This is a genomic window from Streptomyces sp. NPDC050619, assembly GCF_040654815.1.
GTDB lineage: Bacteria > Actinomycetota > Actinomycetes > Streptomycetales > Streptomycetaceae > Streptomyces.
In genome coordinates, this window is sequence record NZ_JBFAIR010000021.1 from 18,832 (window position 1) to 35,286 (window position 16,455).

At 68.6% G+C, this 16,455-nt stretch carries 17 protein-coding genes; 13 read left to right on the top strand and 4 right to left on the bottom strand.

Going from position 1 to position 16,455, the window contains the following annotated elements:
- Positions 1–158 precede the first annotated feature (158 nt).
- The gene (locus tag AB0I77_RS30530) at positions 159–854 is read left to right on the top strand and encodes a demethylmenaquinone methyltransferase (RefSeq protein WP_363285953.1); all 696 of its coding nucleotides are present in this window, start codon (positions 159–161) and stop codon (positions 852–854) included.
- Here AB0I77_RS30530 and AB0I77_RS30535 read toward each other — a convergent pair.
- Together AB0I77_RS30535 and AB0I77_RS30540 are read right to left on the bottom strand one after the other, a co-directional pair.
- On the bottom strand, positions 841–1,197 hold the full coding sequence (locus tag AB0I77_RS30535; protein WP_363285954.1) for a PASTA domain-containing protein: 357 nt from the start codon (positions 1,195–1,197) through the stop codon (positions 841–843). The two genes, AB0I77_RS30530 and AB0I77_RS30535, sit on opposite strands and share 14 nt — an antisense overlap.
- A gap of 82 nt (positions 1,198–1,279) precedes the next feature.
- Entirely contained in the window at positions 1,280–1,804 is a 525-nt protein-coding gene (locus AB0I77_RS30540) for a GNAT family N-acetyltransferase (RefSeq protein WP_363285955.1), read from the bottom strand.
- Positions 1,805–1,901: 97 nt separating this feature from the next.
- Between AB0I77_RS30540 and AB0I77_RS30545 the strand changes: the two genes are divergently transcribed.
- Entirely contained in the window at positions 1,902–3,194 is a 1,293-nt protein-coding gene (locus AB0I77_RS30545) for a geranylgeranyl reductase family protein (RefSeq protein WP_363285956.1), read from the top strand.
- Positions 3,195–3,214: 20 nt separating this feature from the next.
- Here the strand turns inward: AB0I77_RS30545 and def are convergent, their stop codons facing one another.
- Together def and AB0I77_RS30555 are read right to left on the bottom strand one after the other, a co-directional pair.
- Entirely contained in the window at positions 3,215–3,841 is a 627-nt protein-coding gene (gene def, locus AB0I77_RS30550; protein ID WP_363285957.1) for a peptide deformylase, read from the bottom strand.
- Between the two features lie 187 nt (positions 3,842–4,028).
- A complete protein-coding gene (locus tag AB0I77_RS30555; RefSeq protein WP_363285958.1) occupies positions 4,029–4,862 on the bottom strand; it encodes a C40 family peptidase in 834 nt (277 codons plus the stop codon).
- A gap of 744 nt (positions 4,863–5,606) precedes the next feature.
- On the opposite strand from AB0I77_RS30555, the gene AB0I77_RS30560 reads away from it, so the two are divergent.
- Genes AB0I77_RS30560 through nuoK form a run of 11 tightly spaced genes read left to right on the top strand, consistent with a single transcriptional unit; the run spans position 5,607 to position 16,448 of the window.
- Positions 5,607–5,966: an NADH-quinone oxidoreductase subunit A gene (locus AB0I77_RS30560; RefSeq protein WP_033319564.1), complete on the top strand. Its 360-nt coding sequence runs from the start codon at positions 5,607–5,609 to the stop codon at positions 5,964–5,966.
- 13 nt (positions 5,967–5,979) lie between these two features.
- Positions 5,980–6,534 carry an NADH-quinone oxidoreductase subunit B gene (locus AB0I77_RS30565; protein ID WP_010041554.1) on the top strand — a complete coding sequence of 185 codons (555 nt, stop codon included), beginning with the start codon at positions 5,980–5,982 and terminating at the stop codon, positions 6,532–6,534.
- Positions 6,531–7,286: an NADH-quinone oxidoreductase subunit C gene (locus AB0I77_RS30570; RefSeq protein ID WP_363285959.1), complete on the top strand. Its 756-nt coding sequence runs from the start codon at positions 6,531–6,533 to the stop codon at positions 7,284–7,286. The genes AB0I77_RS30565 and AB0I77_RS30570 overlap by 4 nt, the downstream gene beginning before the upstream one ends.
- On the top strand, positions 7,283–8,614 hold the full coding sequence (locus AB0I77_RS30575) for an NADH-quinone oxidoreductase subunit D (protein ID WP_363285960.1): 1,332 nt from the start codon (positions 7,283–7,285) through the stop codon (positions 8,612–8,614). Before AB0I77_RS30570 ends, AB0I77_RS30575 begins: the two co-directional genes overlap by 4 nt.
- The gene (gene nuoE, locus AB0I77_RS30580; protein WP_363285961.1) at positions 8,611–9,471 is read left to right on the top strand and encodes an NADH-quinone oxidoreductase subunit NuoE; all 861 of its coding nucleotides are present in this window, start codon (positions 8,611–8,613) and stop codon (positions 9,469–9,471) included. The genes AB0I77_RS30575 and nuoE overlap by 4 nt, the downstream gene beginning before the upstream one ends.
- Positions 9,468–10,817: an NADH-quinone oxidoreductase subunit NuoF gene (gene nuoF, locus AB0I77_RS30585; RefSeq protein ID WP_363285962.1), complete on the top strand. Its 1,350-nt coding sequence runs from the start codon at positions 9,468–9,470 to the stop codon at positions 10,815–10,817. Before nuoE ends, nuoF begins: the two co-directional genes overlap by 4 nt.
- Entirely contained in the window at positions 10,814–13,318 is a 2,505-nt protein-coding gene (locus tag AB0I77_RS30590; protein WP_363285963.1) for an NADH-quinone oxidoreductase subunit G, read from the top strand. Before nuoF ends, AB0I77_RS30590 begins: the two co-directional genes overlap by 4 nt.
- Positions 13,315–14,679: an NADH-quinone oxidoreductase subunit NuoH gene (nuoH, locus tag AB0I77_RS30595; protein WP_363285964.1), complete on the top strand. Its 1,365-nt coding sequence runs from the start codon at positions 13,315–13,317 to the stop codon at positions 14,677–14,679. The genes AB0I77_RS30590 and nuoH overlap by 4 nt, the downstream gene beginning before the upstream one ends.
- The gene (gene nuoI, locus AB0I77_RS30600) at positions 14,672–15,313 is read left to right on the top strand and encodes an NADH-quinone oxidoreductase subunit NuoI (RefSeq protein ID WP_363285965.1); all 642 of its coding nucleotides are present in this window, start codon (positions 14,672–14,674) and stop codon (positions 15,311–15,313) included. The genes nuoH and nuoI overlap by 8 nt, the downstream gene beginning before the upstream one ends.
- A complete protein-coding gene (locus AB0I77_RS30605) occupies positions 15,310–16,152 on the top strand; it encodes an NADH-quinone oxidoreductase subunit J (RefSeq protein ID WP_363285966.1) in 843 nt (280 codons plus the stop codon). Before nuoI ends, AB0I77_RS30605 begins: the two co-directional genes overlap by 4 nt.
- Positions 16,149–16,448 carry an NADH-quinone oxidoreductase subunit NuoK gene (nuoK, locus tag AB0I77_RS30610; protein ID WP_004927567.1) on the top strand — a complete coding sequence of 100 codons (300 nt, stop codon included), beginning with the start codon at positions 16,149–16,151 and terminating at the stop codon, positions 16,446–16,448. Before AB0I77_RS30605 ends, nuoK begins: the two co-directional genes overlap by 4 nt.
- Positions 16,449–16,455 lie beyond the last annotated feature (7 nt).

Consider the following 16,455-nt stretch of genomic DNA (forward strand, 5'->3'; position numbering starts at 1 on the left):
GCCCCTAGGTACGCAGGTCTTCCGGGAATCTCTCAGGAGGCAGAAGCCGAAGCGGACGGGTGGAAACGGGTGGAAGACGTGGCCGCGAAGCGGAAGCCGCGGCTCTTGCCGTGAACCCGTGCGGCGAGTCCGGTGGGCCCGTACGCAACAATGGGCCCGTGACCCGCGCCTCCCTGAACAAGCAGCCGCACGAAGTCGCCTCGATGTTCGACCACGTGGCGGAACGGTACGACCTGACGAACGACGTGCTGTCGCTCGGCCAGGACCGGGTGTGGCGCAAGGAGGTCGCCAGGGCCGTCGACGCCCGTCCCGCGCAGAAGGTCCTGGACCTGGCCGCCGGTACGGCCACATCCTCGCTGCCCTTCGCCCGCACCGGCGCCTACGTCGTCCCCTGCGACTTCTCCCTCGGCATGCTCCAGGTCGGCAAGTCGCGGCACTCCTGGCTGCCGTTCACGGCGGGCGACGCGACGAAGCTGCCCTTCAAGGACGACACCTTCGACGCCGTCACCATCTCCTTCGGGCTGCGCAACGTGCAGGACACGGACACGGCCCTGCGCGAGATGTACCGGGTGACCAGGCCCGGCGGCAGGGTCGTCATCTGCGAGTTCTCGCACCCGACCTGGGCGCCCTTCAGGACCGTCTACACCGAGTACCTGATGCGCGCCCTGCCGCCGGTCGCCCGCGCCGTCTCCTCGAACCCCGACGCGTACGTCTACCTCGCCGAGTCCATCCGCGCCTGGCCCGACCAGCCCGCCCTGGCCGAGCGCCTGCGGAAGGCCGGCTGGTCGAAGACGGCTTGGCGCAACCTGACCGGCGGGGTCGTGGCCCTGCACCGGGGCTTCAAGGAGAGCTGAGCTCGGCGACGGCGTGGGGATGTCCCGGCTCGTCTCCCGGCTCGTCGAGCTCGCGCCGCATACCTCCTCCGCCCGGACGCGGCAGGCGCGGCTCGTGCACGCCCCCGCCGCCCCCACCCTCGCCGAACTCGAACCACACCGTGACCACGGCCCCGCGCGGCACCTCGACGCCGGGCTGGGGATATTGCCGTACGACGTAGTCGACAACGGTGCGGTGGAAGTCGGGCCGGTCGGGTGCGGCGAGCAGAACGCCCTCCGCCTCGGCCGTGCGGCGCGCGTCCATGGCCATCAGACCGACGAGCTGCGGCACTCGCACTTCCGGTGTTTTGGGTGTTATGTGCACAGATGTCACCCCCAGCGGTACAGGCAGAGTAACCCCGCCCCGCACCGACCGGAAGCGTCAAGTGTCTTTCTGTAGCAGTCGGTTACCGTGCGTGTCCATCATGGAGATCGAGGCGGTAGCAGTGCCCCTCCTGCCGTGCCGTCGGCGTCGTGAACACCTCGGCGAGGCGCATACCCAGCCGCCGCGTCACCGCGACCGAGCGCGCGTTGTCCGACCGCACCATCGCCACCACGCTCGGCACGTCCGCCGCACGCAACCGCTCCAGCGTCATCTGCGCGGCGGCCGTGGCGTACCCCTTGCCCCAGTGCTCCCGCCCGAGCCGCCAGCCGATCTCGATCTCGCCCTTGGGGCCCCAGTTCTGCGGCCAGGGCTGGGCGCCCGTGAAGCCGATCACCTGGCCGGACTCGTCGAGCATGGTCCACAGGCAGAAGCCGCGCTCGGCGTCGTGCAGGCGCTGGCGGGCGGTCAGCTCCTCGTAGACCGAGAGCTCCGCGATCCTGCCGCCGTGGAACTCCATGACATCCGGGTGGGCGAAGGCCCGGTGCCAGGCCACGGCGTCCTCGTCGGTGGGGACGCGCAGCCGTACTACGGGGAGAGCTCGGTTCACTGGGCAGCCCTTCAGCCGGTTGATCAATTCTGCTGAATAGACTGCCCATGTCCAGTGCCCTTCGGCACGAAGATTGCGAACCTGGGGAGATCCCGCCGTGACCGAGCCCCTCTCCGAAAACACCGCCGATGTCATCGTCGTCGGCGCGGGGCCAGCCGGCTCCACGACCGCGTACCACCTGGCCCGGGCCGGACTCGACGTACTCCTGCTGGAGAAGACCGAGTTCCCGCGCGAGAAGGTCTGCGGCGACGGACTCACCCCACGCGCGGTCAAGCAGCTCGTCGCGATGGGCATCGACATCTCGGAGGAGGCCGGCTGGCTGCGCAACAAGGGCCTGCGCATCATCGGCGGCGGCTCCCGCCTCCAGCTCGACTGGCCGGATCTCGCCTCCTTCCCGGACTACGGCCTCGTCCGCAAGCGCGACGACTTCGACGAGCAGCTCGCCCACCAGGCCCAGAAGGCGGGAGCGCGGCTGTACGAGCGCTGCAACGTCGGCGCCCCGATCGTCGACGACCGCACCGGCCACATCACCGGTGTCCACGCCAAGCTCGGCGACACCGGTGAGAAGCGCGAAGTCACCTTCCACGCGCCCCTCGTCGTGGCCGCCGACGGCAACTCCACGCGCCTGTCCCTCGCGATGGGCCTGCACCGCCGCGAGGACCGCCCGATGGGCGTCGCGGTCCGTACGTACTTCACCAGCCCGCGCCACGAGGACGACTACCTGGAGTCCTGGCTGGAGCTCTGGGACCGGCGCGGACCCGGCGAGGACCGCCTGCTGCCGGGCTACGGCTGGATCTTCGGCATGGGCGACGGGACGTCGAACGTCGGCCTGGGCGTCCTGAACACCTCCGACTCCTTCAAGGAGCTGGACTGGCGCGAGGTCCTGAAGGCCTGGTGCGCCTCCATGCCCGAGGACTGGGGCTACACCCCCGACAACATGACGGGCCCGATCCGGGGCGCGGCCCTCCCGATGGCCTTCAACCGCCAACCGCACTACACCAAGGGCCTGCTGCTCGTCGGCGACGCCGGCGGTCTGGTGAACCCCTTCAACGGCGAGGGAATCGCCTACGCCATGGAGTCCGGCCAGATCGCCGCCGACGTCATCGTGCAGGCCCACGCCCGCTCCACGCCGGCCCAGCGGGAGACGGCGCTCCAGCACTACCCGCAGGTCCTCAAGGACACCTACGGCGGCTACTACACGCTGGGCCGCGCCTTCGTGAAGCTCATCGGCAACCCGAAGGTCATGAAGATCGCGGCCCAGCGCGGCCTGACGCACCCCGTGCTGATGAAGTTCACGCTGAAGATGCTCGCGAACCTGACCGACCCGACGGGCGGCGACGCGATGGACCGGATCATCAACGGGCTGAGCAAGGTGGCGCCGAAGGCCTGATCAAGCCCCGCAGGGCATGATCAGGAGGCGAGGGCCTGCTGCCTGGCGGCCCGGCGTGCGAAGACCTCTTCCCGCCGGTCCGCCACCTGCCGCAGCGCGTCCTTCCGCTCCCGCTTGGCGAGCCGGTCCAGATAGACGTGCCCGTTCACATGGTCGGTCTCGTGCTCCAGGCAGCGGGCGAAGTACCCCGTGCCCTCGATGACGAGCGACCGGCCGTCCTTGTCCAGCCCGCGCACGACGGCCCGGTCCGGACGCGGTACGGCGATGACGGCGCCCGGGACGGAGAGGCAGCCCTCCCCCTCGTCGAGCAGCCTGCGCCCGGCCGGGGCGAGCGGCTCCAGCACCGGATTGACCATGTGTCCGACATGCCGGACACCGTCGTCGTCCGGGCAGTCGTACACGAACAGCCGCAGATCGACGCCGACTTGGTTCGCGGCGAGCCCCGCTCCCTCGGCGACGTACATCGTCAGGAACATGTCGTCGATGAGCGCGGCGAGATCGGGCCCGAACTCGGTCACGTCCCGGCACGGCTTGTGCAGGACTTCTTCCCCCACCTCGGTGACCCGCCGCACCGACCCGCGCCGGGCCTCGGGCGCGAGCGGGGGATACGAGTCGACGGGCTTTCCCTGTACGAAGACACTCGGCATGGCTGACTCTCCTCAGGTCATCGCCCGGCTCTTGGGTGAACCGGGCCTGAGGACAGAGCTTTTCAGGGGAGCCGTGATCCTCGGTAGAGGGGCGCCAGGGATGTCGGCGGGGGCCAAGGGCGCGCCGAAGGACCGCAGTCCCCGAGCGGCTGCGGCCCTGCGACCTGTGGGGTGTGCCTGTGGCGGCTCAGAGCACCCGCACGGCGCCGGTCGGCGGGTCGTAGTCAAGCGACCTCTCCACGACGCCCGTAGACGGGTTCTGCGCGCCGACGAACTCGCCGCCGCCGACGTACACCGCTACGTGGTACGCGCTGCCCGCGCTACCCCAGTACAGGATGTCGCCCGGCTGGAGGTTGCTCAGCGAGACCGGGGTACCGGCGGTCGACTGGTCCTGTGAGACGCGCGGCAGGTCGACGCCGACCTGCTTGAAGGCGGCCTGCATCAGCCCGGAGCAGTCCCAGGAGTTGGGGCCGGTGCCGCCGGAGACGTAGGCGTCGCCGACCTGCGCCTTCGCGAAGGCGATGACCGCGGCGGCCGAACCGGTGGCCGTGGACGTGCTCGGGGAAGTGCTTGTGCTTGTGCTTGTGCTCGCCGAGGCGGACACGGAGGCGGACAGGGTGGCCCGCTCGGCGCTGCGGGAGGCGCGCTCGGCGGCGGCCTGGCGGGCGGCCTCCTGCTCGGCCTTCTTCTTGGCTGCGGCCTTCTTCTTCGCCTCCGCGAGGTCTGCCTTGGCCTCCTTCGCGGCCTGCGCGGCGGCCGCGTCACGCTCGGCCTGCAACTGGTAGTTCGCCGCGGCCTGCTGTGTGGCCTGGGCGGACTCGGCGACCTGGGCGCCCAGGTCGGCCGTCAGGGTGGGCAGTTCAAGCGTCTGCGTCACCGGCTCGGCAGCGTTCGCCGAACCGGACGCCCCGGCCACTGCCAGGGTGCTGAGAACGCCACCGGCAACTCCGGCCCGCATCGCGACTTTCGACGCGCTGCGGCGGGGTTTCCGGTGGCTGCGTATGTGAGCGGTGTGGGACATGAGAACAACCGGTATCAGGGTCTCCTCCATACCTTCAAGGAACGTGGGCTGCGCCACAATTGTTCAATGGGTACCTCGAACCCCGGGCGTGTCGTTCTTTATTGACGCCGTAACGGACATTGCGGACGCCGGTGATCAAGCCCGTGATCATGGGCTTTCGCTGTTACGCCCGAATTGCCCGCCACCTACCATCGGTTGGGGCCGGTGGCCAAGCCCGGTTTTCGGGGCCCTCGACGGGTGTGGTGGAGGTCACGCAACGGTCACGGTGATGAGTGCGTCCTGTGTGCGGACCTCGTCGGCCGGCGCTCGTGAATGTGTGCACACGTCTGCAACCCGCATCGCGGGACCCCCTGACGCGTGCGCCCGCCCTATATCAGGACGTCGCGTCCAACTCCAATTTGCATGCAAGGGAAGTCTCTTGATATGGAGACTCCCTCTCTCGACCTGCGCCGACAGGCGAAAATGTCACCTCTGGTGATCACTCGGACTCTTCTCGTACGAAGATCGCCACTGATCTGACTTCATGATCCTTCATCAGGTGGTGGAGATCACAAAGCTTGTGCAATACCCCGTGTCGCAGATCACAGAGTGGCAGGCATAGGATGCGAGGCAGTTGGGCTTGTGACCTGCTTCACATGTTCTCGATCTTTCGCCGGGACGGGCGGGGCTCGTGAGACGGACGAGGCGGAAGCGAGTCCGATGCAACCGCCAGCAGTCAGTGCCGACTGAGAGGAGCGAGGAGCGGTGAACGCGTATGCGCCCATCCTCGTACTGGGAGCCCTCGGGGCAGGCTTTGCGATCTTCTCCGTGGTCATGGCCACGCTGATCGGTCCGAAGCGGTACAACCGGGCCAAGCTCGAGGCCTACGAGTGCGGTATCGAGCCGACCCCCACGCCGGCCGGCGGCGGGCGCTTCCCCATCAAGTACTACCTGACGGCGATGCTCTTCATCATTTTCGATATCGAGATCGTCTTCCTCTACCCCTGGGCCGTCACCTTCGACGCCCTGGGTGTCTTCGGGCTCGTGGAGATGCTGCTCTTCGTGCTCACCGTCTTTGTCGCGTACGCGTACGTATGGCGGCGCGGCGGCCTGGAATGGGACTGAGGGGCCTTTAGTCATGGGACTCGAAGAAAAGCTGCCGAGCGGTTTTCTGCTGACCACCGTCGAGCAGGCCGCGGGCTGGGTGCGCAAGTCGTCCGTCTTCCCAGCCACCTTCGGCCTCGCCTGCTGCGCCATCGAAATGATGACCACCGGCGCCGGCCGCTACGACCTGGCCCGCTTCGGCATGGAGGTCTTCCGCGGCTCACCGCGCCAGGCCGACCTCATGATCGTCGCCGGCCGGGTCAGCCAGAAGATGGCACCGGTGCTCAGGCAGGTCTACGACCAGATGCCGAATCCCAAGTGGGTGATCTCCATGGGGGTCTGCGCCTCCTCGGGCGGCATGTTCAACAACTACGCCATCGTGCAGGGCGTCGACCACATCGTCCCGGTCGACATCTATCTCCCCGGCTGTCCGCCACGGCCCGAGATGCTGATGGACGCCATCCTCAAGCTCCACCAGAAGATCCAGACCTCCAAGCTCGGTGTGAACGCCGAGGAGGCGGCCCGTGAGGCGGAGGAAGCGGCGCTCAAGGCCCTGCCGACGATCGAGATGAAGGGGCTGCTGCGGTGAGCGACGCGAACGGCACCAACGGGGCGTCGAACGGGGTGAACCCCGAGAAGGACCTCGGCGCCTCCAACCTCCCCGGCCAGCGCGGCGAGGGCGGTGAGGAGATCCGTGTCCAGCGCGGCATGTTCGGCGCCAACAACGGCGGCGACACCACCGGCTACGGCGGCCTCGTCCGCTCGGTCCGCCTCCCTGGACCGGCGAGCCGCCCCTACGGCGGTTGGTTCGACGAGGTCGCCGACGAGCTGGAGGGCGCCCTGGAGGAACAGGGCCTCCTGCCCGAGAACGCGATCGAGAAGACCGTCGTCGACCGCGACGAGATCACCTTCCACATCGAACGCGAGCACCTGCTGCGCGTCGCCCGGACCCTGCGCGACGACCCCGCCCTGCGCTTCGAGCTCTGCACGGGTGTGAGCGGCGTCCACTACCTCGAGGACAAGGGCCGCGAGCTGCACGCCGTCTACCACCTGCGCTCGATCACCCACAACCGGCTGATCCGCCTCGAAGTCAGCACCCCCGACACCGACCGCCACATCCCGTCCCTGGTCTCCGTGTATCCGACCAACGACTGGCACGAGCGCGAGACCTACGACTTCTTCGGCATCGTCTTCGACGGTCACCCGGCCCTGACGCGGATCATGATGCCGGACGACTGGCAGGGCTTTCCGCAGCGCAAGGACTATCCCCTCGGCGGCATCCCCGTCGAGTACAAGGGCGCCCAGATCCCGGCTCCGGACCAGCGGAGGTCGTACTCATGAGCACGTCGCACGCATCCGCCGCTTCGGCGCGCGAGACCACGGAAGGCACCGTATATACGGTCACCGGTGGCGACTGGGACGAGGTCGTCCAGTCCGCGGCCCGTGCCGACGACGAGCGCATCGTCGTCAACATGGGTCCCCAGCACCCCTCCACCCACGGTGTGCTCCGCCTCATCCTGGAGATCGACGGCGAGACGGTCACCGAGGCCCGCTGCGGCATCGGCTATCTGCACACCGGCATCGAGAAGAACCTCGAGTACCGGACCTGGACGCAGGGCACCACGTTCGTGACGCGCATGGACTACCTGACGTCCTTCTTCAACGAGACCGGCTACTGCCTCGCCGTCGAGAAACTCCTCGGCATCGAGGACCAGATCCCCGACCGGGCCACGATCATCCGGGTGCTCCTGATGGAGCTGAACCGGTTGTCCTCGCACCTGGTGTGCATCGCCACCGGCGGCATGGAACTCGGCGCCACCACGATCATGATCTACGGATTCCGTGATCGTGAAATGATTCTCGACATCTACGAGCTCATCACGGGCCTCAGGATGAACCACGCGTACATCCGCCCCGGCGGACTCGCCCAGGACCTGCCGCCCGGCGCGGTGGACCACATCCGCGAGTTCGTGAAGAAGATGAAGAAGAACCTCCCGGAGTACGACAAGCTCGCCACCGGGAACCCCATCTTCAAGGCCCGCATGCAGGACGTCGGCTATCTCGACCTGGCCGGCTGCATGGCCCTCGGCGCCACCGGCCCGATCCTGCGCTCCACCGGACTGCCGCACGACCTGCGCAAGTCGCAGCCGTACTGCGGCTACGAGACGTACGACTTCGACATCCCGACCGCCGACACCTGCGACGCCTACGGCCGGTTCCTGATCCGCCTGGAGGAGATGCGCCAGTCGCTCAGGATCGTCGAGCAGTGCCTGGACCGGCTTCAGCCCGGGCCGGTCATGGTCGCCGACAAGAAGATCGCCTGGCCGGCCCAGCTCGCCCTGGGGCCGGACGGACTGGGCAACTCCCTCGACCACATCAAGAAGATCATGGGCACCTCCATGGAGGCCCTGATCCACCACTTCAAGCTGGTCACCGAGGGCTTCCGCGTCCCGCCGGGACAGACGTACGCGGCCGTCGAGTCGCCCAAGGGCGAACTCGGGGTGCACGCCGTGTCCGACGGCGGCACCCGTCCCTACCGGGTCCACTTCCGGGACCCGTCCTTCACCAACCTTCAGGCCATGGCGGCGATGTGCGAGGGCGGCCAGGTCGCCGACGTCATCGTCGCTGTCGCGTCCATCGACCCCGTGATGGGAGGCGTCGACCGGTGACCACCTCTTCTTCGGAGCGGGGCGTCAGCCTGGGCATGCCCGAACTGCCCGCGCCCGCCTACCCGGACGACGTCCGCGCCCGGCTGGAGACAGACGCGCGCGAGATCATCGCCCGCTACCCCGACTCCCGGTCCGCCCTCCTGCCGTTGCTGCACCTCGTGCAGGCGGAGGAGGGCCATGTCACGCGCACCGGGATGCAGTTCTGCGCGGACATGCTGCACCTGACCACGGCCGAGGTCACCGCGGTCGCCACCTTCTACACCATGTACCGGCGCAGGCCGAGCGGCGACTACCAGGTCGGCGTCTGCACCAACACGCTGTGCGCGGTGATGGGCGGCGACGCGATCTTCGAGACCCTCCAGGAGCACCTGGGCGTCGGCAATGGCGAGACCACCGACGACGGCAAGGTCACCCTGGAGCACATCGAGTGCAACGCGGCCTGCGACTTCGCTCCGGTCGTGATGGTCAACTGGGAGTTCTTCGACAACCAGAGCCCGGCCAGCGCCAAGCACCTCGTCGACGACCTGCGCGCGGGCAGGCCGGTCGAGCCCACGCGCGGGGCGCGCCTGTGCACCTTCAAGGAGACCGCGCGGATTCTGGCCGGCTTCCCCGACGAGCGGCCCGGGGCCGTCGAGGCAAGCGGCAGTGCGGGACCCGCGTCGCTGGTGGGCCTCCGCCTGGCCAGGGGAGAGGTCGCACCCGCGCGCGTGGTCCATCCGCGCGGCGAGGCACCCCAGGAAGGACCGCCGCACGACCCGTCACCGACCGAGCACCTGAGCTCGCACGACGAGCCACAGGACACGTCGGCCTCCGACCCAGCCCACCCGGCAGGGCCTACCGCCGAGGAGGGGGAGTGATGACCTTGGCAGCCGAGATCAAAGACACCAGCCCCGAGAAGCTGCTCGCACCTGTGCTGTCGGCCTTCTGGGACGAGGACAAGTCCTGGACGCTGGACGTCTACCGAAGGCACGAAGGATACGAGGGACTCCGCAAGGCGCTGGCCATGTCGCCGGACGACCTCATCGCGTACGTCAAGGACTCCGGTCTGCGCGGTCGCGGCGGCGCGGGATTCCCTACGGGAATGAAATGGCAATTCATTCCTCAAGGGGATGGAAAGCCGCACTATCTAGTTGTCAACGCCGACGAGTCGGAGCCCGGAACCTGCAAGGACATCCCGCTCCTCTTCGCGAACCCGCATAGCCTCATCGAGGGCATCGTCATCGCGTGTTATGCCATCAGGTCGTCGCATGCCTTCATCTATCTGCGTGGTGAAGTCGTCCCAGTGCTGCGGCGGTTGCACGAGGCCGTGCGTGAGGCCTACGCGGCGGGCTACCTCGGCGAGAACATCCTGGGCAGCGGACTCGACCTCGAACTCACCGTGCACGCGGGCGCGGGCGCGTACATCTGCGGTGAGGAGACCGCACTGCTCGACTCGCTCGAAGGCCGCCGTGGTCAACCGCGGCTCCGTCCCCCTTTCCCTGCTGTCGCGGGCCTCTATGCGTGCCCGACTGTTGTGAATAACGTCGAGTCGATCGCGTCAGTTCCCGCCATTCTGAAAAATGGCAAGGAATGGTTCAGGTCGATGGGCAGCGAGAAGTCCCCGGGCTTCACGCTCTACTCGCTCAGCGGCCACGTCACCAGCCCCGGCCAGTACGAGGCCCCGCTCGGCATCACCCTCCGTCAGCTCCTGGAGATGAGCGGCGGGATGAGGCCGGGCCACCGCCTCAAGTTCTGGACGCCGGGCGGCTCTTCGACACCGATGTTCACCGACGAGCACCTCGACGTCCCCCTTGACTACGAAGGAGTGGCCGCCGCGGGTTCCATGCTCGGCACCAAAGCGCTCCAGTGCTTCGACGAGACGACCTGCGTCGTGCGCGCCGTGACCCGCTGGACCGAGTTCTACGCCCACGAGTCCTGCGGCAAGTGCACACCGTGCCGCGAAGGGACGTACTGGCTCGTGCAGTTGTTGCGCGACATCGAGGCCGGCAAGGGCGTCATGTCCGACCTCGACAAGCTGAACGACATCGCCGACAACATCAACGGCAAGTCCTTCTGCGCCCTCGGCGACGGCGCCGCCTCGCCGATCTTCTCCTCGCTCAAGTACTTCCGCGAGGAGTACGAAGAGCACATCACGGGCCGCGGCTGCCCCTTCGACCCGGCGAAGTCGACGGCCTGGGCCGACCGCACGGAGGTGAACGCATGACTGTGACCACCAGCGCTCCCTCGGGAGGGGGAGAGGCGGCGGTCCCGCCGGAGGATCTCGTCTCGCTGACGATCGACGGCGCCGAGATCAGCGTGCCCAAGGGCACCCTGGTCATCCGCGCCGCCGAGCAACTCGGCATCGAGATCCCCCGGTTCTGCGACCACCCCCTCCTCGACCCGGCCGGCGCCTGCCGCCAGTGCATCGTCGAGGTCGAGGGCCAGCGCAAGCCCATGGCGTCGTGCACCATCACCTGCACCGACGGGATGGTGGTGAAGACCCACCTCACCTCGCCGGTCGCCGAGAAGGCCCAGCACGGTGTGATGGAGCTGCTCCTCATCAACCACCCGCTGGACTGCCCGGTCTGCGACAAGGGCGGCGAGTGCCCCCTGCAGAACCAGGCCATGTCGCACGGCAACGCGGAGTCCCGCTTCGAGGGAAAGAAGCGGACCTTCGAGAAGCCCGTCCCGATCTCCACACAGGTGCTGCTCGACCGCGAGCGGTGCGTGCTGTGCGCCCGCTGCACCCGCTTCTCCAACCAGGTCGCGGGCGACCCGATGATCGAGCTGCTCGAACGGGGCGCGCTCCAGCAGGTCGGCACCGGTGAGGGCGATCCCTTCGAGTCGTACTTCTCCGGCAACACCATCCAGATCTGCCCGGTCGGCGCGCTGACCTCGGCGGCGTACCGATTCCGCTCCCGCCCCTTCGACCTCGTCTCCTCTCCGTCGGTCTGCGAGCACTGCTCCGGCGGCTGCGCCACGCGCACCGACCACCGGCGCGGCAAGGTCATGCGGCGGCTCGCGGCCAACGACCCCGAGGTCAACGAGGAGTGGATCTGCGACAAGGGGCGGTTCGGGTTCCGGTACGCGCAGCAGCGGGACCGGCTCCAGACGCCGATGGTGCGCAATCCCGAGGGCGAGCTTGTGCCGGCCTCCTGGCCGGAGGCGTTGCAGATCGCGGCCCAGGGTCTGCTCGCCTCGCGCGGCCGGACCGGTGTCCTGACCGGCGGCCGGCTCACCATCGAGGACGCCTACGCCTACAGCAAGTTCGCGCGCGTGGCGCTCGACACCAACGACATCGACTTCCGCGCGCGCGTGCACAGCGGTGAGGAGGCCGACTTCCTCGCCGCCCGGATCGCCGGACGCGGCCGGGACCTCGACGGTACGGGCGTCACGTACACCGCTCTGGAGAAGGCGCCCGCTGTCCTGCTGATCGGGTTCGAGGCCGAGGAGGAGGCGCCCGGCGTCTTCCTGCGGCTGCGCAAGGCCTGGCGCAAGCACGGACAGAAGGTCTTCTCGCTGGCCACGCACGCCACCCGCGGCCTGGACAAGGCGGGCGGCACGCTGCTGCCCGCCGCGCCCGGCACCGAGACCGAGTGGCTGGACGCGCTCGCGAGCGGAGTCGGCCTGGAGGGCGACGGCGCGAAGGCCTCGGAGGCGCTGCGCACCGGAGGCGCGGTGATCGTCGTCGGTGAGCGGCTGGCCGCTGTGGCGGGCGGGCTGACCGCCGCCGTACGGGCCGCGTCCGCGACCGGCGCCCAGCTGGCGTGGATTCCGCGCCGGGCGGGGGAGCGCGGCGCCGTCGAGGCGGGCGCGCTGCCGACGCTGCTGCCGGGCGGGCGTCCGGCCACCGACCCACGCGCGCGTGCGGAGGTCGCAGCGGCCTGGGGCCTGGCCGAACTCCCGCACCGCTACGGGCGGTACACCGGCCAGATCATCGAGGCCGCCGCCGGCGGTGAGCTTCAGGCGCTGGTGGTCGCGGGCGTCGAGGTCGCCGACCTGCCGGACCCGGCACGCGCGCGTACCGCGCTGTCCGAAGTCGGCTTCCTGGTGTCGCTGGAACAACGGCCCAGCGAGGTCACCGCGCTCGCGGACGTCGTCCTGCCCGTCGCCGCGGTCGCCGAGAAGGCCGGCACCTTCCTCAACTGGGAGGGCAGGGTGCGCTTCTTCGAGTCCGCGCTCAAGCCCGACCAGATGACCCGGAGCCTGGCGCCCACCGATGCGCGCGTGCTCCAGATGCTGGCCGACGCCATGGACGTACATCTGGGACTGCCCGATCTGCGGACCGCGCGCGCGGAGCTGGACCGGCTCGGGGCCTGGGACGGGCCCCGAGCCACCGAACCCATGGAAACCGCCGCCCAGTTGCCGCGACCCGCTGCCGGTGAGGCCGTGCTGGCCGGGCATCGGCTACTGCTCGACCAGGGCGTTCTCCAGCAGGGCGACGAGGCGCTCGCCGGGACGCGGCATGCCGCCCACGCGCGCGTGTCGCCCGCCACGGCCGCCGAGGTGGGCGTCAAGGACGGCGACAACCTCGCCGTGACCGGTCCTGCCGGAGCCGTCGAATTCCCGCTGCGGATCGCCGAGATGCCCGACCGCGTGGTCTGGCTCCCGCTGAACTCCGTCGGCGGGGGCGTCGCCTCCGACACCGGGGCGGGGCCCGGTTCACTCGTCCGCATCGGACCGGCGACGCTCGCCGCCGAAGCCCCCAAGGAGGTGGAGGCATGAGCCCGTACCTCGCCGTAGAAGACCTCTCGATGTTCGGCACCGACCCCTGGTGGCTGGTCGTCGTCAAGGCGGTGTTCTGCTTCGCCTTCCTGATGGTGACCGTGCTGTTCTCCATCGTCTGGGAGCGCAAGGTCGTCGCCTGGATGCAGCTGCGCATCGGCCCCAACCGGCACGGCCCCTGGGGCATGCTCCAGTCGCTCGCCGACGGCATCAAGCTGATGCTCAAGGAAGACGTCATCGTCAAACGCGCGGACAAGGTGGTCTACGTCCTCGCGCCGATCGTCGCGGCCATCCCGGCCTTCATGGCGATCGCGGTGATCCCCTTCGGGCCGGCCGGCAACGAGGTCTCGATCTTCGGCCACCGCACCACGATGCAGCTCACCGACCTGCCGATCGCGATGCTCTACATCCTCGCGGTCGCCTCGGTCGGCATCTACGGCATCGTGCTCGCGGGCTGGAGCTCCGGATCCACCTATCCGCTCCTGGGCGGCCTGCGCTCGTGCGCTCAGATGATCTCGTACGAGATCGCCATGGGCGCCGCCTTCGCGTCGGTGTTCCTCTACTCCGGATCGATGTCGACCTCGGAGATCGTCGCCCAGCAGCACGACCGCTGGTACATCATCCTGTTGCCGGTCTCCTTCCTGATCTACATCGTGACGATGGTCGGCGAGACCAATCGCGCTCCCTTCGACATGCCGGAGTCCGAGGGCGACCTGGTCGGCGGCTTCAACACCGAGTACTCATCGATCAAGTTCGCGATGTTCATGCTCGCCGAGTACGTGAACATGGTGACGGTCTCGGCCGTGTCCGTGACGCTCTTCCTGGGCGGCTGGCGGGCTCCATGGCCGGTGAGCACCTTCTGGGAGGGCGCGAACCACGGCTGGTGGCCGATGCTCTGGTTCGTCGTCAAGGTCCAGCTGCTGCTGTTCTTCTTCATCTGGCTGCGCGGCACGCTCCCGCGCGTGCGCTACGACCAGCTGATGAAGCTCGGCTGGAAGGTCCTCATCCCGGTCTCCCTGGTCTGGCTGATGCTCGTCGCCACCGTGCGGACCCTGCGCAACGAGAACTACGACTTCGCCGACATCGCCCTCTACATCGCCGGCGGTGTCATCACCCTGCTGGTGCTCTCCTTCATCGTCGACATGTTCCGCGAGAAAGCGAGGGAGGCCGCACAGCCCGCCGAGGAACCGGCCGGCTTCGACCCGATGGCGGGCGGATTCCCCGTACCGCCGATGCCGGGGCAGGAGCTGCCGCCGGTGCCACGACGCCGTTCGCGCCGCGAGCGGGAGTTGATTGTCAGTGGTGGACCGGATACTGCCAGTGACGGACCTTCGGATGGAAAGGAGGCGTCCGATGGCTGAGGACCCCAAGGAGACCAAGCCCGGTTTCCAGAACCCCGTGGCCGGCTTCGGCGTGACCTTCAAGGCCATGTTCAAGAAGCGGCTGACCGAGCAGTACCCGGAGCAGCAGAAGACCACTGCCCCCCGGTTCCACGGACGGCACCAGCTCAACCGCCATCCGGACGGCCTGGAGAAGTGCATCGGCTGCGAACTGTGCGCCTGGGCCTGCCCCGCCGACGCCATCTATGTGGAGGGCGCCGACAACACCGACGAGGAGCGCTACTCGCCCGGCGAGCGGTACGGCCGCGTCTACCAGATCAACTACGCCCGCTGCATCCTGTGCGGCCTGTGCATCGAGGCGTGCCCCACGCGCGCGTTGACGATGACCAACGAGTTCGAGCTCGCCGACTCCAGCCGCGCCAACCTCATCTACACCAAGGAGCAGCTGCTCGCCGGGCTCGACGAGGACATGGTCGACACCCCGCACGCCATCTACCCGGGGACGGACGAGCAGGACTACTACCGGGGTCTGGTGACGGAGGCGGCGCCCGGCACCGAGCGGCAAGTGGCCCTCTCCAAGGGCGAGGTGCCGCAGGAGGCCGCCTCGACCTTCGGCGAGGACGAGCCGGCGTCGAAGAAGGTGATCGACCGATGAGCGCGCAGCTCGCCGCCTACTCCACCTCCACCGGAGAGGCCTTCCAGTTCTGGGTCCTCGGCACCGTCGCCGTGATCGGCGCCCTGGGCACCGTCTTCATGAAACGGGCCGTGCACAGTGCGCTCTGTCTCGCCGGCACCATGATCGTCCTGGCGGTGTTCTACCTCGCCAACGGCGCCTACTTCCTGGGCGTCGTGCAGATCATCGTCTACACCGGCGCGATCATGATGCTGTTCCTGTTCGTGGTGATGCTCGTCGGTGTGACCGCGGCGGACTCCCTGAAGGAGACCATCAAGGGCCAGCGCTGGCTGGCCCTGATGTGCGGGCTCGGCTTCGGCATCCTGCTCTTCGCGGGCATCGGCAACGCCTCCCTCACGGAGTTCAACGGCGTCGCCCAGGCCAACGCGAACGGCAATGTGCAGGGCATCGCGGCGCTCCTCTTCACCAAGTACGTCTTCGCCTTCGAAATCACCGGCGCCCTGCTGATCACGGCCGCCGTCGGCGCCATGGTGCTCACCCACCGCGAACGCACCGAGCGGGCCAAGACCCAGCGCGAGCTGTCCGAGGAACGCGTGCGCGAGGGCAAGCACCTGCCGCCGTTGCCGGCGCCCGGCGTGTACGCCCGGCACAACGCCGTGGACATCGCGGGGCTGCTGCCCGACGGCACCCCGTCCGACCTGACCGTCAGCAAGACGCTGCGGGAGCGCGGCCAGATCCGCGACGTGTCCACCGAGGCGATCAACGACCTGAAGGCTCTGGAACAGCGCGCCGAGGAGCGCCTGGAGCGGACCGCGATCGAGCCGTCGACCTTCAAGCGGTCCGAGGAGGCGTCGAAGTGAACCCCGTCAACTACCTCTACCTCGCCGCCCTGTTGTTCACGATCGGCGCCACGGGCGTGCTGATCAGGCGCAACGCGATCGTCGTGTTCATGTGCGTCGAGCTGATGCTCAACGCCTGCAACCTCGCGTTCGTCGCCTTCTCCCGGATGCACGGCAATCTCGACGGCCAGATCATCGCCTTCTTCACGATGGTCGTCGCCGCCGCGGAGGTCGTGGTCGGGCTCGCGATCATCGTGTCGCTGTTCCGTTCCCGCCACTCGGCCTCGGTCGACGACGCCAGCCTGATGAAGCTGTAAGGGGTCG

Bases quoted from the DNA above. Each gene is read 5' to 3' on its own strand.
- nuoI (WP_363285965.1), top strand. From the start codon at position 14,672: ATGGCTGAGGACCCCAAGGAGACCAAGCCCGGTTTCCAGAACCCCGTG.
- AB0I77_RS30565 (WP_010041554.1), top strand. From the start codon at position 5,980: ATGGGACTCGAAGAAAAGCTGCCGAGCGGTTTTCTGCTGACCACCGTC.
- AB0I77_RS30605 (WP_363285966.1), top strand. From the start codon at position 15,310: ATGAGCGCGCAGCTCGCCGCCTACTCCACCTCCACCGGAGAGGCCTTC.
- AB0I77_RS30575 (WP_363285960.1), top strand. From the start codon at position 7,283: ATGAGCACGTCGCACGCATCCGCCGCTTCGGCGCGCGAGACCACGGAA.
- AB0I77_RS30590 (WP_363285963.1), top strand. From the start codon at position 10,814: ATGACTGTGACCACCAGCGCTCCCTCGGGAGGGGGAGAGGCGGCGGTC.
- def (WP_363285957.1), bottom strand. From the start codon at position 3,841: ATGCCGAGTGTCTTCGTACAGGGAAAGCCCGTCGACTCGTATCCCCCG.
- nuoH (WP_363285964.1), top strand. From the start codon at position 13,315: ATGAGCCCGTACCTCGCCGTAGAAGACCTCTCGATGTTCGGCACCGAC.
- AB0I77_RS30555 (WP_363285958.1), bottom strand. From the start codon at position 4,862: ATGTCCCACACCGCTCACATACGCAGCCACCGGAAACCCCGCCGCAGC.